Origin of the sequence: Pseudomonas sp. GW531-T4, from assembly GCF_017349615.1 — a bacterium.
Lineage (GTDB): Bacteria > Pseudomonadota > Gammaproteobacteria > Pseudomonadales > Pseudomonadaceae > Aquipseudomonas > Aquipseudomonas chlororaphis_I.
In genome coordinates this window covers 26547-44520 of sequence record NZ_JACMZT010000014.1, presented here as the reverse complement: position 1 = coordinate 44520, position 17974 = coordinate 26547, and the positions used below count along the sequence as shown (strand labels likewise).

General features: G+C 58.5%; 6 protein-coding genes. All 6 read right to left on the bottom strand.

Features of this window, described 5'->3' with window-relative positions:
* Positions 1-71: 71 nt before the first annotated feature.
* Complete coding sequence (locus tag J4D28_RS13600) at positions 72-8291, bottom strand: Ig-like domain-containing protein (RefSeq protein ID WP_207246425.1); 8220 nt, start codon at positions 8289-8291, stop codon at positions 72-74.
* Positions 8292-8668: 377 nt separating this feature from the next.
* Positions 8669-9316 (bottom strand): response regulator transcription factor, encoded by a 648-nt coding sequence (locus tag J4D28_RS13595; protein ID WP_009048341.1) that lies wholly within the window; start codon positions 9314-9316, stop codon positions 8669-8671.
* 58 nt (positions 9317-9374) lie between these two features.
* On the bottom strand, positions 9375-12605 hold the full coding sequence (locus J4D28_RS13590; protein WP_009048340.1) for a hybrid sensor histidine kinase/response regulator: 3231 nt from the start codon (positions 12603-12605) through the stop codon (positions 9375-9377).
* 53 nt (positions 12606-12658) lie between these two features.
* A complete protein-coding gene (locus J4D28_RS13585; protein ID WP_009048339.1) occupies positions 12659-13840 on the bottom strand; it encodes an EAL domain-containing protein in 1182 nt (393 codons plus the stop codon).
* Positions 13828-16656: an ATP-binding protein gene (locus J4D28_RS13580; RefSeq protein WP_009048338.1), complete on the bottom strand. Its 2829-nt coding sequence runs from the start codon at positions 16654-16656 to the stop codon at positions 13828-13830. The genes J4D28_RS13585 and J4D28_RS13580 overlap by 13 nt, the downstream gene beginning before the upstream one ends.
* 258 nt (positions 16657-16914) lie before the next feature.
* The gene (locus J4D28_RS13575) at positions 16915-17880 is read right to left on the bottom strand and encodes a GlxA family transcriptional regulator (protein ID WP_009048337.1); all 966 of its coding nucleotides are present in this window, start codon (positions 17878-17880) and stop codon (positions 16915-16917) included.
* Between the last annotated feature and the right edge of the window lie 94 nt (positions 17881-17974).

Genomic DNA, 17974 nt, shown 5'->3' with positions numbered 1-17974 from the left:
GACGATTGTCTGCGTTTTTCTCATGCCAAACCTTCCCCGGCCGATCCGTCGGCCGGGAAAGGGTCTTTACATCACACCACCAACTGGTGGTTTTGCAGCAGGGTCAACAGGTCGGTCTTGACATCGACAAGCGTGGCGATGGAGCTGAAGCCAAACTCGGCCCCAGTACCGTCACGGTCAACGCTGATCACCGTATCGTTACCCACGACCTGCACTTTCAGGTAGTCCAGCAACTCGCTGGAGGCGCTGTCCAGTTTGGTCACGCCCTGGTCCTGATACAGCCCCGCCGTGCCTTTGTAGCCCAGCAGTTCGCTGACATCGATGACATCGGCATTACCGTCGGTGAGCACATTGCCTACGTGGAAGCTGTAGATCTGATCGCTACCATTGCCACCGGTGGCATTGCTGGCGTCCAACACCTTGTACAGCAGCGTGTCATTGCCGCCATTGGTGAGGTAGATCACATCGTTGCCAGCGCCACCTTCGATCCGGTTGTTAGCCGAACTGTCAGTGATGCTGTCGGAGAACGCACTACCGACGATGCCTTCGATGCTGATCAGGGTGTCGGTCCCCATGCCGATCGCCACACCCGACTTCAGGTTGATCTGCATGGCCAGGGTGGCACGACTGTAGTCGACCACGTCCATGCCCTGCGTCGCGCTCCAGGTCTGGGTACCGTCCATGGCGGTGTTCCAGCCGCCACCACCAGTGATGGTGTCGTTGCCTTCGGAACCGAAGAAAGTGTCGTTGTAACCGGTCCCGACCATCCCCGACTCACCGATGGTGTCGTTGACCGCAGCGGTCGACTCCGCCGTCAGCACATAGGCATCGTGCGCCGCACCGGTCGTCAGCCCGCCCCAGTTCAGGTTCACCGTGCCATTGACATAGTTCTGCTGATAGGTCGAGGCACCCATATGGTTGATGGTGCTGTTCTCGGTGCGCAACAACTGCACCGAGTACGTCTCACTGGCGTCCAGGCCGTAGAAGTTCACCAGGCCCTGGCTGTTGCTCGATGCCGAGGACTGTGGGTTGATGATCTGGGTTGCGACCAGGTCCCCTGCCGAGTTGTACAGCTTGACAGTGTTGCCGTAGAACACGTTCAGACCGTTCTTGTCCAGGATACGGACATGCAGGCTGGTGCCGTCGGCCACCACGTTTTCGTTCCTGACCAGGATCGAGGTGGCGGTATCCGCATGCAGGCCGGCACTGGTGCTGCCGGCACGGTACATGATCAGGTCGACCGCGCCGTCCCAGTCATAGTCCACTGCTGTCGCACCGGTGATGTTGTCGTAGGTCGTGATACCACTGAGGGACTGCCCGGTACCGCTCCAGACGTTGTCGCCCTGGTTCAGGTACACCGTAGGCGAGCCTGTCTGCGCGGAGCTGTTGGACGCATTGCGACGTGGCACCTCGATAACGTCGATCTGCCCATCGTGGTTCCAGTCCACGGCGAACGACGCACCGCCATCCATGCTGTCGCCAAACTTCAGCGACTGCTCGTTCTGACTCATCCCCAGCCAGTTACCGTTGGCATCGTTGCCAAGGTTGAGGTAGATGCGGCTTTCGTCAGTATCGGTTGCACGGTCGTCACCCAGGCTGCGGCTGATGAACAGGTCCAGGTAGCCGTCGCCGTTGAAGTCCGCCCAGGTCATGGAGATTGGCAGGTTACTGTTGTCGACGGTGCTGTCACGACGGAACACGCCACCCTGGTTATAGGTGGAGGCGATGCTGCCGTCTGCGTTGCTCAGCTGGACCGACAGGCCTTTGGTCCAGTCGTAGCCCGAGTGACCGGCCAGCTCCACGGTACCGTTGTTGTTGACGTCGACCGCGCTGATTTCGTGAGCGAAATTGGTGCCGCCGTTTTCCATCGTGTAGTTCAGCGTCCCCTTGTCGTTGGTGACCTTGACGTATGCACTGTCGTTGGAGCCGGCAAATGCGAAGTCCAGGTAACCGTCGCCTTGAGCGTCGTAGGCCACCACGCCGCCGACATGGGTTTCAGTACCATTGGCACCAATCCCCGCAATGCCACCCCAACCCAGGGCCAGCGATGTGCCCGTATAGGTACCGTCACTATTTTTGGTCCACAGGGCAGTGTTGCGGGTACTGCTGCTGGTCTGGCTCATGACGTCCTGCAAGCCATCACGGTTGTAGTCCGCAAAGACTGCCTGGCTGATGACACCCCCCTCCCAGTGCTCCGAGACCCCAGTGGGCTCTGCCAGATACGTAGAAGTGTAAGTTTGGTTGTCGTCACCACTATAGACGTAACCTGCGTTGGCCATTGCACCGCCGCTCTGCGACATCGAACTCTGGAAGAACGACCAGGTACCGTCTTCGTTGACGGTCACCGCAGCGGCGTTCAAGCCATTCTGCGCGCCACTGGCGGTGCCACCCCAGGTTGTCTGGAGCACACGGCTGCCGGCGGTTGTCGCATCGCTGGCAGTCACTTGCACCAGATCGCTGAGATTGGAGCGGTTACCGGCAGCATCCCAGACCACGAAGCCGATCGAGTGGTTGCCCTTGCTCAACGCGGCATCAATGCGCCAGTCGCCCTGGGCATCCGCCGTTGCGTAACCCAGGATCTTGTCGACACCTTCGCTGTAGACACCGTCCTTGTTGCTGTCTTCGACCAGCGCAATGAGCGCACCGGACTCGACGCGACCATGGACATCGCTGGCGAACGACAACGCAGCACCGGTGGTAACGGCCGCAGCCACGACCGGAGCGACAGTGACGGGCTCCGGCGCATCCAGGTCCACGACCACGGTGTAGTCGTTGAAACTGGTGCCCGTGGCGACGTTACCGGCGGTGTCCACCAACTGCATCTTCACGTTCAGTGTCTGGCTTTGGGCGAACTCAGGCAGCGTGTAGGTCCACAGCGAACCACTGGACGACAACACGGTGACCCAGCTCTGGCCGTTGTCGAACGAGATTTGCAAGTGCTGCGCCGTTTGCAGTGCGGTGTTCAGGGTGCCAGATACAGTGACCGTGGTATCACGGGTAATCAGGTCGCTGTTGGTGGCAGTTTCGGCAGTGCTATGACCGTTGCTGATACCGACCGCGGTGTCGGTGGCGACGGTGAAGCTCGACGTCATGCCGTTGGCGCCCAGGCCGACAGTATCGATGACCAGAACCTGGCTGCTGATGGTGCCACGGTTACCCGCCGCATCCACCACACGCGCCTGGACGATGTAAGTGCCATCGGCCAGCTCGCGGTCGGTCATGTCCAGGCTCCACTTTCCGTCTTCGAAAGCGGCCATTTCCCAGGTGTTGCCACCGTTGAGGCTGACTTCGACGCGATCGGTAGCCTCGGCGGCATCGCTCAGAGAGCCGTTGATCACCAGGCGATTGTCGTTGGTGATGAAGTCGCTCGGACTGGCGCCGCGGTCTTCGGTGATCGATTCGATCAGAGCCGAAGCCGCAGGCGCCGAGGTGTCGAAGGTGACTTCCTGGCTGGTGCTATCTACCACTGCGCCGCCGGCCGCGACCACACGCGCCTGATAAACCACAACGGAATCGCCGTGTACGGTCGGATCTTCGAAAATCCAGCTAGTACCGGTGGTGGCGGCATTGGCCCAGGTCAGGCCACCATCGCTGGACACTTGTACCCGTGCACCGCTTGGCAGCTCCTGGCTCAGCGTGCCCTTGACGGCAATGCTGGTGGCGCTGGTGATGAAGTCACCCAACACACCCGAATCCGGAGTGATATCGGTGATGTTCAGGCCAATGCCGATACCGGTATCGATGACCACCGCTTGCGAGGCTTGCGAGCCGACGTTGCCAGCCGCGTCAATGACGCGCACCTGATAGTTGTGCAGGCCATCGGTCAGCACCCGGGCATCGTCATAACGCCAGTTGAGGTCGCTCACGACCACATCGAACCAGGTGCTACCGTCGTTGATGCTGATCTGCACCTTCTCGTTAGCGCCCAGCGCCGTGGACAGCGTGCCGAACAGGCTCAGGGAAGTATCGGAGGTGATGAAATCACCCGGTACGTCGGTGTCCTGGTCGATGGCGGTGATCTGCACCGTGGCGGTTGGCGCCGTCGTATCGACAGTGAACGAAACCGCAGCGCTGGCCACGCTTTCATTACCGGCCGCATCGGACTGGGTGGCGGTCAGGCTATGAGCGCCCTGGGCCAGTGGCGTCGATGGGGTGAAGCTCCAGGCGCCCTCGGCGGACACCGTCACGCTGCCCAGCAAGGTGCCGTTGTCGTAGACCTTGATCGTGTCGCCGGCATTGCCGCTGCCCGTCAGGGTCGGGGTGGTGTCATCGGTGAAACCGTTCTGCGCCAGTTGCCCCTGGTACACGCCCACGTCATCGAACGCACCGGATACCCCGGGTACGGATGGCGCGGTCAGGTCGATGTCCAGCATGAAATCGGCCGAGCCTTCGGTACCGGCGCCATTGCGCGCTACGGCGGTATAGGTGTGCAGGCCTTCGGTCTGCGTCGACAGTTCCAGGCTCCAGTTGCCGGAAGCATCGGCCGTCACGCTGCCCAGGACCTTGCCAGCCTCGCTGACGGTGACCAGAGCACCGGCGGTCGCAGTACCGACCAGCGTCGGTGTGGCGTCGTCGGTCAGACCACGGCTGGCGACATCACCTTGGATACTGCCGACGTTGTCGATGGCCTTGACGATGCTGACCACCACTTCACCGGTTTCGACGCTGAAGTTGAGTGCCTCGCTGGCAACGCTGGTATTACCCGCCTTGTCCGTGAGGGTCGCGGTGATGGCATGGGCGCCACCGGCCAATGCGGTGGATGCGGTGTAACTCCAGTTGCCGCTGGCATCGACCGTGGTCGAACCGATGACGACACCGTTGTCGTAGAGCTTGACCAGCGCACCGCTCTCCGCACCGCTGCCACTGAAGGTCGGGATGGCATCGTCGGTGACGCCGTTCTGGGCAATCGGGCCTACTTGTGCGCCTTGATCGTCGGTCGCGACGACCCGGACAGGCTGAGTCGGTGCCTGAGTGTCCAGGGTGACCGAATATTCGCCGGTCATCGGGCTCAATTGCCCGGCTGCATCGGAGGCCTGCGCCGTGATGTTTTTCACACCGTCCGCACCCATATCCGCAGTGGTCAGGCTCCAATTGCCACTGGCGTCGACCACGACAGAGCCGACAACAGCACCGTTGACGAACACAGTGACCAGCGTTTCTGCCGCGCCGGTACCGGTGATGGTCAAGGCGTTATCGTCGGTGGTGTCGCCTTTCTGCAAGGCGCCGGTGACCGTACCGACATCATCCAGCACTTGAATGATGGCCGGTGCCGCCGGAGCGTCTCCTGCCAGGGTGAAGTCCCAGGCCGCCGTCTTGTCACTGACATTACCCGCAGCATCCACAGCCTCAGCCACAAAACTGTGCTCACCCGCGGTCAACGGCAGTGTCGGTACGAAACTCCAGTTACCGGAAGCATCCACGGTTGCACTGCCGATCAACACGCCGTTGTCATAGACATTGACCAACGCCGCGTCGCCAGGAGCGAACGCGCCGGTGAACTGGGGTTGTGCATCGTCAGTAACGTCGCCACGAGCAATGGTGCCAGTGATAGTGCCGACGTTATCGAGCAGATCCAGCGAGCTTTCCTCGATGACCGGCGCGGTCTGATCGCTTGGAGCGGTCTGAGTGGCCTCACTGATATTGCCAGCTATGTCAGTAACGGTGATCGAACCTGCTTCACCCGGTTGCAGCGGGTTCGGTTCGAACGACCAGTGGCCGTCTTCATTGATAACGGTGGTGACGGTGCTGCCATCGGCCAGTTCAACGGTCACAGTGCCGCCGGCTTCGCCAGTACCACTCAGGCCCGTGCCATTGTTCTGGTCAACGGTAGGCGCCACAGGTGGAGTCTGGTCGCTGGAACCGGTGTTCATCGCTTCGCTGGCGTTACCCGCCGGATCGATGACGGTGATCGAGCCCTGCTCGCCCTCTGGTACTGGATTCGGCACGAACGACCAGTTGCCGTCTTCATCGATAACGGTGGTCACAGTGCTGCCGTCCGGCAGTTCGACGACCACGGTGCTACCCGGCTCACCGGTGCCGCTGATGCCATTGGCATTGTTCTGGTCGATAGTCGGCGCCGCCGGTGGGGTCTGGTCGCTGGTACCGGTGTTTACTGCTTCGCTGGCGTTGCCCGCCGGATCGATGACGGTGATCGAGCCCTGCTCGCCCTCTGGTATTGGATTCGGCACAAACGACCAGTTGCCGTCTTCATCGATAACGGTGGTCACAGTGCTGCCGTCCGGCAGCTCAACCACTACGGTGCTGCCTGGTTCGCCAGTGCCGCTAATACCCGAAGCATTGTTCTGATCAACAGTCGGCGCCGCCGGCGGAGTCTGGTCGCTGGAGCCGGTGTTCACCGCTTCGCTGGCGTTGCCCGCCGGATCGATGACGGTGATCGAGCCCTGCTCGCCCTCTGGTATTGGATTCGGCACGAACGACCAGTTGCCGTCTTCATCGATAACGGTGGTCACGGTGCTGCCATCCGGCAGCTCAACAACCACGGTGCTGCCCGGCTCGCCGGTACCGTTCAGGCCTGCTTCATTGTTCTGGTCAATAGTCGGAGCCGCCGGCGGAGTCTGGTCGCTGGAACCGGTGTTTACCCCTTCGCTGGCGTTGCCCGATGAATCGATGACAGTGATCGAGCCCTCTTCACCTGGCTGCAGTGGGTTCGGCACGAACGACCAGTTGCCGTTTTCATCGATAACGGTGGTCACGGTGCTGCCATCCGGCAGTTCGACGACCACGGTGCTACCCGGCTCGCCGGTGCCGCTCAGACCATCGCCATTGTTCTGGTCAATAGTGGGAGCAGCAGGAGGATTCTGGTCAGCGGGAGCTGGTGATGGCGGCTGGTCATTGGTACCCGTGTTCACCCCTTCGCTGGTGTTACCCGCCGGATCGATGACGGTGATCGAGCCTTCTTCACCCGGTTGCAGCGGGTTCGGCACAAACGACCAGTTGCCGTTCTCATCGATAACGGTGGTCACGGTGCTGCCATCCGGCAGTTCAACGACCACGGTGCTGCCCGGCTCGCCGGTGCCGTTCAGGCCATCGCCATTGTTCTGGTCAACGGTCGGGGCTGCAGGTGGAGTCTGATCGCTGGAACCCGTGTCGACGCCAGTGCTGGTGTTGCCATCTGGATCGGTGATGGTGACCGAGCCTTCTTCACCCGGTTGCAACGGGTTCGGCACGAACGACCAATTACCGTCTTCGTCGACGATAGTTGTCACGGTACTGCCGTCTGGCAGTTCGACGGTCACGGTGCTGCCTGGCTCGCCGGTGCCGCTCAGGCCATCGGCGTTGTTCTGGTCAACAGTGGGAGGTATCGGTTGCGTGGAATTGATGATTCCGGTGTCGACGCTCGCACTGGAGTTACCGGCGGCATCGGTGACGACGATCGATCCGCTAACGCCCGGGGTCAGCGGGTTCGGGGTGACATTCCACTGACCGTCTGCCCCCACGGTCGCAATGACGGTACTGCCATCGGCAAGACTGACGGTAATGGTACTGCCCGGCTCGGCAGTACCGGCCAGGCCATCCTGGTTGTTCTGGGTCACTACCGGCTCGGCGGGCGCGGTGACATCGGCCACGCCAGAGCCGATAGCGGCGCTTTGCACGCCATTCAGGCTTGCTTGCAGCGTGCCCTGCTCGCCATCGGCCAGCGGATTGGGGTTGAAATGCCAGAGCCCGGTACCATCGGCCAGCGTCGTGACGACGGAACCGTCGGCCAGGGTCAGGGAAATGGTCGCCCCGGCATCAGCCTTGCCGGTCAGGCCATGCATGTTGTTGAACAGTACGCTCGGCGTCGACGGTGTGGTCAGCCCCTGATCGGCATTCGCCGCATCGGAACTGCTACCGCCACCACCGCCACCGCCGTGATGGCTGGCAATCGCCACTGCGCCGCCCACGGCGGCCAGGCCCAGCAAGGGCGCCAGCCAACCCGTGGACTCGACTTCAGCCACGGCCAGCAGCGAGTCGATAGACTCAAGCGGCATCAGTGACACACCAGTCCAAGGGACCGAGTAATCGGCGATCAGCAGCTCGCCGGTCTTGGGATCTTCGAACACCAGATCACTTTTTACGCCATCGACCACCTCGAAAAAACCATCGATGGAGAGGGTTTCCCCGCTCTTGAGCTTGATAACAAGACGTTCGCCTTCACGACTGACCGACTGAATATCCTCGGCTGCCGTGGACATCTTGATGACCGCCGGCCGATTGATTGTCAGCAGATTATTGCCCGTGACATCCAGAGGATGCCCAGTGTCTTTTGCGATGATCTTGATCGGTAACATAACCACTCCGTTAAACATTCAATTCAAGTCCTGCACAGAGCGAAACGGCTACTCAATGGCGGTTTCGTACTGTCGTACCTCCTTCCAATACCGGTCCTTGGGAACAGCGTTCTCTCAGGACCGTTTCACAATGGGCGGAGCCAATGCTTGGAATTAATCAAATGGTAAGGAGCGCCCCTGGAGGGGTATTTAGGGAAAAACCTAAAACGCGCCGATCCGAACAGAGTCGAGGCGCGAGCGAGAAAGGAAAGAAGGTAGAAATCAAAATACGAGCAGCAATCCGATTGGATCAATGCTGGAGACATGACCACCCAAGGTGGTCAGCAACACGAACAATGGGGCGCAGAAGGTCAGTCAGTAGTTGAATCCAGGGTCTTTCAGACGACCTGATGTTCCTGACAGAATGCGAACAGCTCCTGGTCGGAGTGGACACATAATTTGCGCATTACCGAAGTCTTCTGAGTACTGACGGTCTTTGCGCTACGTTGGAGACTGGTAGCGATATCCTTGAGCCGCTCACCCGCCAAAAACAGCCGCAGCACTTCTGCCTCTTTGATTGAAATACTCGCGATACGCTCACTGACTGACGACGTAGAGGCCATCACACTGTCAGGCTCAAGAGTGAAGTTACCTTTGTAGATGCCTCCCTTGGAGATAGTGCGCAGCGCCACATTTATTTCATCAAGGTTGATGCTTTTCTGCAGCACGCCGGACACTCCGCAATCGTAAAGACTCCCCAGAATCGAACGATTGTTCAGCATGGTCAGTACCAGAAAACGCACCTGGGGAAAATTACGCACCAGATAGCTGACCAGGCGCATGCCATCGCCATAGTGCTCATCCCCTGGCATGTAAAAGTCGGTGATCACGATATCTGGCGAGTGTTCCTTGATGGCATCCATCAACTCGCCGGACGTCTTGGCTACACTCATGACCTCATACATGCCATCACTTTCGATGGTTTCCTTCACCCCAGCCAAGACAATGGGGTGATCATCGGCCAGCACCACTTTTATTTTATTCATGCTAAGACTGCCCTTGAAAAAGAAATGATCAAACCGCTCCTGCCACTTTCCATAGCGTTCATAACTTTTCCATCTCCTGCGTAATTTGCTCGAGGACATCCTCTACTTCACGCCGTCTTTCCTCCACCCAACCCTGTGCATCCAGTTGCGCTTCAATAGCCACGCAACGATCGAGCAGATCCTGTGCCTGAACCACCGACAACCCACCGCGTATCCGGTGCAACATGGAGCCCACGGCCTTGGCATCCTTGTCCCGCACTGCTGCACGAGTTTTGGCCAGGTCCTCCTTGAACGTCTGAATGAATACATCACGCAATTGACTGGACACTTGCATGACACTTTTCTCTTCCGACGCCTCTTCCTCGGACAGTATTGCGCCATCCAGGTGTCCGCAGAGCTTCAACAGCACATTGTTCAGGGTTTGCAATGACATCGGCTTGACCACACAAGCATTCATGCCCACGCCGATACAGCGCTCCTCTTCCTCGCGTAAAGCATTGGCGGTCACGCCGACAATGGGAGTGTTGCTATCGGCTCGACGTAGCGCCGCGGTCAACTCATACCCATTCATTTCCGGCATGTTGACGTCAGTCAGCACGACATCGAAAGCATCATGATCCCAGAGTCGCAGCGCTTCCACGCCGTTGGACGCCAATGCCACGCTGCACCCCAATTGCTGGAGTTGTTCCTTGAGCAAAGTCTGATTGATAGGGTTATCTTCGGCTACGAGCACATGCAGACTGAACCGACACCAACTCTGTACCGCCTCGGCGCTTTCACTCGCAGCCAGCGGTTCGCCCTGGGCCAGAGCCACCGCCCGCAACAAGCCCTTGAGGCTGTGCAGACTGACGATATATCCGTCGGAGGTACGTTGTGGCTTGATCAATCCCTCTTCCGAGCAACGTACCCGCTCACCACTCCATTCCAGCTCCGGCAAAAGTTCCGGGATCACATCGACAAGCACCGCGCCAGGATAACGGTCATCGGATACCTCACTACCGGTCACCGCCAGCGCGCCGAAATGCGACAGCCAGCTACAGACGCTGATGGCCAACTCCTTGATCGGAGCACGTACTGCAACGGCCTCGTTCTTCAGGGTGAATCCAGGCAGGAGCGGATGTTCGCCAGGCACAACCGTGAGCGGTAAGCTCAAGGTGAAACTGCTGCCCAGTCCTGTGTCACTGACGATCGCCAGGTTGCCGCCCATCAATTGCGTCAAGCGCCAGCAAATCGACAGGCCAAGCCCGGTACCACCGACGGTGTGCTGCTGGCTATGCGCCTGATAGAAGGGTTCGAACAGGCGGACCTGATGCTCGCTGGAAATGCCACAGCCGGTATCGGTGACCTGCCACTGAAACTGCCACCTGCCCTCGACCTGCTCGCTTTTGACCCTCAAGGCGATCCGTCCGACATCGGTGAACTTGATGGCATTGCTAAGCAAATTGTTGAGTATCTGCCGGATTCTGGCTGCGTCGCCTCTGACTCTTCGCGGTAGCTCGACTTCCACGCAGGCATAGAGGTGCAGACCTTTGGCGCCCGCAGCAGCCGAATAGGCCTGCAGGACATCCTCGATCATTTCCAATGGACTGAACTCGACGTGTTCGATCGCCAGTTGCCCGGCTTCGATTTTCGACACGTCCAGAATGTCGCTGATCACCTGCAAGAGAATCGAGGAGGAACGTTGCATGGTTTGCACTTGCGAACGTTGCAGGGCATTGAGCGGTGACAGGGTCAGGAGCTCCAGGGTGCCGAGCACACCATACAGCGGTGTGCGAATTTCATGGCTCATGGTCGCCAGGAATACAGTCTTGGCCTCATTCGAGGCGTCCGCCGATTGCTTGGCTTCAGCCAGTGCTCGCTCCGCCAGCTTGTAAGCACTGATGTCACTGAATGCACAAAGCACCACGTCTTCGCCTTGATAGCGCGACGGCGAAAAACTGACTTCCAACTGTCGGTCGTTGATTGTGATCGATAGATGCTTGTCCCTGACGGCTCCAGCCGATTCGGCTACGGAAGGCCAGCCGCGGCTGAGCTGACTGATGGTTTGTGTGTCTCCCAGCCATTGCAGCGCCAGCTCGTTTTCCATCACCACTTTGCGATCTTTGCGCGCCAGCACACACAACGCCACCGGGGCGCTCTGAATGATCGCGCGGCTGAACGAGTCACTCTCTACAACCCGGTCATGGGCCCGGCGAGCCGGTACGACCACCCTCATGGCATACCAGCGCAACAAGAAATAACCTACGACAACAAACGCCAGGCACACCGCCAGCAACACCAGTAACTGCCACTTGGCATATTGAAAAAAACTTCGGTAATCAAGGTGATAGTAACCACGCCAGCCGTCTTTGCTGGTGGTCTTGACCAGGAACCCGGCACTGGTCAATTGCAACCCTTCTTGAGCATCATCGAAGCTGGGTATCTTGCCCGTCAGCAACAATCCATCGGGGGTTATGAGCTCCATGGCATCGAACACCGTCCAATCGCTGAGGCGAGAAGAGTCGGTAATTGAACGCAGATCCAGCAACGAGGCGATGACCAGTTGACGCTTCGATTGATCGTGGGCCAACAGGTTTTGTGGCGTGTCGGTGTACATGTAGGTAATGAACTTGATAGACGACCCGTCACCCTGGACATGATTGGCCGGCGCCCACATCACGGCATTATCCGATTGTGCCGGACGGAACTTCAAAATTTGCTTTTTCAGGTTTTCACTCAGCTCCAGGTAGTCGTTCTTACCGACCTGTCCATTTTCCCTTGAGGCAGTGGCTGCCGGAACACCGATGCTGATTGAGCTATCAAGATCCAGCAGAAGCGTTTGCGGCGCAGCATAAGAAGAAATACTCCAGTACGAGCCGTACAAGTTGGAAATCAGCACCCCAAACTTCCCAATACCGGCAACTTGATCTTCACCCTGCGAAGCCATCTCAGTGGGCACAGCCAGAGTGAACGGCATGGAAAAGGAGAATTCGCGTCCTTCGTAGATCCAGGAGTCGCGTGCTTCCTTGAGCAAGCGATGCTGAAACGGAATGACTGCCTGATCCCGTTTTTGTGTCACCTCATCGCTATGCCTGGCAACACGCAGCAAGAACTCTTCCTGCTCATGGATATTGCCCATCAAGCGCGAGAAGTGAAATTCGATCTTGAACAGTTGCTCCTGGACCAGACGCGCCGCAGCCCAGTAGGTCATGGCGAACAACAGAATTGCCAGCGAAACCGCTACGATCAATAGCATGTTCAATCGCAAGGAGGTACGGGCAAAATTTTTAATTAGATTATCGTTTCCCATAAACCATCCGGCTGATTCAACCCAGTGAGAAGCCTAGAGGATCGACAGTTTCATCATCGACCCTCCTGTTGTAGCAAAGCCGAAAACGATTCTTTCGAGACGGCTTTGGAAATCAAAAAGCCCTGTACCGCGTCACACTCGAACTGGCGCAATAACGCCAGCTGCGCGTGATTCTCAACACCCTCTGCAACGACTTCAAGCCCCAGATGCTGCCCCAGTGCAATAATACTTTTGAGCGCTACCGCAGTACTTTCTTCATGTTCGCAGTTGGCGATCAGAGCCCGGTCGATTTTCAACTCGGTAAAGGGTGTTTTGACCAGGTTGTAAAAAGAACTGAACCCTTGCCCGAAGTCATCCTGGGCCAGTCCGAAACCTTTCATGCGCAACCGGCATACCCCGGCAATGTAGTGACTGAGCAACTCAGTCATGCTGCATTCGGTCAGTTCGAAACACAGCTTGGATGGCATGCCGTTCAAGCGTAGAACACATTCGTGAAGCCGATCGGGCAAGGTGGGGTCATTCAACAAGTGTGTCGGCAGGTTGATCGACACCGGAACTCGAAAGCCACCATTCTGCCAGTTGAACTGAGCCTCAACGGTTTGTTCGATCATGCAGAACAACAATGCCTCTTCCAGCCCGGCATCAACCATCTGAGATAGAAACTGCCCTGGCAACAAAATACCCAAGGTCGGATGCTCCCAACGCACCAGCGCTTCGGCCGAAGCGATCTTGCCACTTCGCAACGCCTTCTTCGGCTGGAACCACGCTTTGAATTGCCCCTGCTCCAAGGCCTCTTCCAACTGCTGTCGATGGAATACCAACACCGGAGCCGGCGCATTTTCGGAGATCGGCTGAGGAGCGGCACACTTCTTGATCAAGCTCCTGATCGAGGCCGGCATGGCAGGCTTGGAAATCGTATCGATCACTTCGATTCCCAGCATTTCAGCCACGGTACAGGCACTCCCCAGCATGCGCCGTGAGGACGAGCTCATCAGTGCCAGGCGAGGCGGCCTCTTCGACAACGACAGCTGCTGGATGAACTGCACGCCATCGAGCTCCGGCATCATCAGATCACTGAGCACCAGATCGAAGTCTCGCTTGTCCAGCCATTGCAGGGCTTCGTGTCCGTCAGCGGCAATCTCGATACGATGCACGCCCTCAGCCTTGAACAGCGATTTCAGATATTCGCGTTGAAAATGGTGATCTTCGACGATCAATACACTCATGGCGCACATACAATTTTCTCCGGCGTTAATGCGTTCAAACTGTTGAACAGGGACAGAAGATCCACGGGCTTTGTCAAACACAGGTTCATGCCCGAATCGAGACAGCGCGCGGCCTCTTCGGGGTCAGTGTTGGCGGTCGCGCCCACGATCGGCACGGTGCAACCGATGCGGCGCATTTGCCGCGCCAATTGATGGCCATCCATGCCAGGCATGTTGATGTCGGTCAGCACCAGATCGAAGGTGCCGCATGCCCACTGCATCAGCGCTTCGCGTCCGTCGCTGGCCAGCGTCACCTCACAGCCCAGTACTTCGAGTTGTTCCTTGAGCACCAACTGATTGATGGGGTTGTCTTCGATCACTAACACCCGTTGCAACAATTGACGAAAGGGTTCGGCGCTGGCCTCGGCATGAGTCCGGCTACTGCCTTGAGCCAGGCTGACCGCCTGGCCGATAGCGTGAATATTGTTGAGGTTGACCTCCCAGGCGGTGTCCGTCAGTACGGGTTGTCCTGGTGCCCCAAGGTAAGCCCGTACCCGCGAACTGCTGGGTAATAGCAGCGGTCTGGCGGCGTCGTTCTCAACGATCAGTTCCACCAATGTCGCCTTGGGCGGCAGTTGCAACTCGGTACTGTTGAGGATCTGCGCGGACGCCCCCCAACGGTTCAACCAACCGCATACGTTCTCTGCCGCTTCCTGCAGAGGAGAGCTGACGAAAACCGGTAACGATGCCAGGCGGATGCCCTGCTCGCCCATGCTCTCCGGGCGTCCCTGCTCCAGCGGCAACGACAAGGTGAAACTGCTACCCAGCCCGTAGGCACTGACCAGACGGATATCACCATTCATCAACTCGGCCAGACGCTGACAAATAGATAAGCCCAACCCCGTACCGCCGGCTCGGCTCTGACGGTCCCCAGCCTGATAGAAGGGTTCGAACAGACGACTTTGTTCTTCCACGCGAATACCGCAACCGGTGTCGGTCACTTGCCAAAGCAGGTTCAACCGTTCGCAATCGCGACTTTCGATCCTGACACGCAACACCACGCGACCGGAGTCAGTGAACTTCAAGGCATTGCCCAGCAGATTGCTGAGAATCTGCCGAATCCGCGCTACATCCCCGCGCATCATCGTCGGCAGTTTCGGGTCGCAGAACGCTTGCAGGATCAATCCCTTGCGTTGTGCTGCCGCGGAAAACACCTGGATCAACTCCTGCACCAATTCGCAGGGGTTGAAGTCATCGGGCTCGAGCACCAACTGACCAGCTTCGATCTTGGAGACATCCAGTACATCGTTGATCAAGTGCCCCAAGGTCGACGCCGAGCGCTGCATGGCATCCAGATAGTTCGTCTGCTGCGGTTCGAGCTTCGTCAGGCCAAGCAACTCCAGTGTGCCGAGCAACCCATAAAGAGGCGTGCGAATTTCGTGGCTGATGGTCGCGAGAAAGACGCTTTTAGCCTCGTTGGTAGCATCGGAATGCTGCTTGGCCCGAGCCAATGCCAGCTCCATCTGCTTGCGCGCACTGATATCGCTGAAGGCACAGAACAGCACGTCCTCCCCCTTGTAGCGGGTAGGCACCGAGCTCAGGTACAAATGATGGCCACTGGAAGTCTCCAACTCTTCGCAGACGGGCGTATTGTCGTCGAATGCGCGTCGTATCCAGTCCTGCTCCAGAGCAATGCGCTGTGCATCTCCACCTAGCCATTGCACGCACAGACGATTTTCCAGTACCACCTGGCCATCAAGGCGCCGCAACACACACAGGGCTACCGGAGCCGTGTCGATGACCGTACGGCTGAACTCTTCACTTTCGATCAAGGCTTCCAAGCGGTGCAGAGCCGGGTTGACCAACCGCCGATTGATCCGCAGCACCAAACGCTGAACGCCCATGGCCATCAGGCCGAATACCAGCAGGGCCAACACGGAGTCTCGCCACAGCGGCGTCAACAGCGCCTTGAATGGCACGTAGTAAATCAACACCCACTTTGAACCACCGATGCTTTTGGTCAGAGACAGATAACCGAGGTTCAGGCCGCGACCAGTAAAACCAAAACTGTCTTTGGACCAGACCCTGGAGAAATAGGCACTCAAGTCATTGTCAGGCGTACTGCTCAACACTTGCTGGCGCGCCTTGTTCAACAACAGATAACCATCCGAACCTTGACCGATCAGCCCCGCCGCCAACTCTTTGCCGACCATTTCCAGCCCGAGCCACCCAGCATCCTTCTCATTGGAAATGCGTCGAAAGATGTAGATTCGGGTGAGCGGATCACCAGGATCGTTCAACCAGATAAACTGCTGATTGCTTGCCATCGTCGTCGTAGCCAGCGCATTGAGCACATTGTTCGGCAGGACGTAATGATCGAAGCTGCGATCATAGATGCGGCTGATGGTGTGCTCTGCATTGTTGGCTACGTACACGAGACCGAGCTGAAACGCTTCCAGCTCGCGGATATCGCGCCCGGACAGAGTCAGGCTCCAGGGGGAATCGTAGTTGCCCAGCAGGACTCTCTTGCGTTGGTCCTGGCCCAGAGGAACCTCCAGCGCCTCGGGAGGAGAGACTACATCTGGCGCATTCAAATGAACCGAACGGCTGAAATGCAGCAACAGGGCTTCACGCTGAAACAACGACTCTTGAACTTTGAACACTTCATCGTTCATCACTCGGCGATGCTTGGAGATTTCGTTATTTAAGCTGGACACCCAATAGAAGCAGAGACCGCAGAACAGGCACACCAAGAGCACCCAGGCCAACAGCTGAAGGAGCTTGCCAACCGCCTTGGGCGAGGAAAAGTTTTTGTCCAGTGGTTGAAGAAACTGTTTGTAGTTCATGCATCCAAGGTTAGGGATGCCAGTAAACAGAACCTATCGGAAAATCCCTAAAGCCACCTTTGTGCGCTCAGACCAACCCATGATGCAATTAACAAGAACATCGACCTTCATTACCTTGCCTGATTAGGCGGACATCCATCCAGGCGGCAGAGGGTTTGGCAGCCCTGCGCGTTGTACCTGTGTAGCTTCCCCCTTTCTTTCCAGTTCACCTGATCGCTACGACGCGCGCTTCAACGCCTTCCCCCACTCCCCTCCGAATCAGCTCGCGCTGCCCTGGAACTTCTTGCGGTAAGCCGCCGGCAGCAGGCCGACCCGTTGCTGGAACAGCCGGCGAAACGAGTTGCTGTCTTCGTAGCCCACCTTGTAGGTGATGCTGTCCAGGGTCATGCGCGTGGACTCCAGCAGCTCCTTGGCCTTTTCCAGGCGCAGGGTCTGCAGATAGGCCAGCGGCGTGTAGCCGGTGGCCTCCTTGAAGCGCCGCTTGAAGTTCCTCACGCCGAAGCCGAAGCGCCGGGCCGTGTCGTCGATCAGCAGCGGCTGGTCGAAGTGTTCCTCCAGCCAGTCCTGCACCCGCAGGATCTCGCCATCGCCATGGCTCTTGGGCAATGACCACATGACATACACCGACTGCTCGCTGCGCACCTTGTCGATCAGCAGGTACTTGCCGCATTTCTGCGCCAGCTCCAGGGAAGCGAAGCGCCGCACCAAGTGCAGCAGCAAGTCCATGGCGGCGCTCGCGCCGCCGCTGGTGATCAGGCCCCGGTCCTCGCAGAGAAGCTGCCCCTCGTCCAGCTCGACCCCGGCATAACGCCGCCGGAACAGCTCGGCGAAAGCCCAGTGGGTGGTGACGCGGGCGCCCTTCAGCAGGCCGGCTTCGGCCAGCAGGAAGGTGGCCGTGCACATCGAGGCCAGCACCGCGCCCCGGGCGTGCTGTTGTCGCAGCCAGGGCCCATAGCCGGCAAATGCCGGCAAGGCCTCCTTCAAGGTGAAGAGAAAACCGGGGATCAGCACCAGGTCGGTCCGGGCGATCTCGGCCACGGACTGTTGCACCCGCAGCGCTTGCCCGCCCCAGGCGCTGATATCGGCGCCATCCAGCGAGGCGACCACCACCTCGAACGGCGCGTTGGCGGTGTCGGCGAACAGGTTGGCGGCGCTCAGCACTTCCAGGGCCAGGGTGGCGCTGGCGGCGGAACAGTGATCGGCCAGGAGCAAGGTGACGTGCATAGTGGATTCCGTTGCGCTTTTCGCATGAAAAAAGTCATTTGCGCACCTAGCTTAGCCGATCCCCCTTGCCTAAAGTGCGGCCATCCTTTCAATC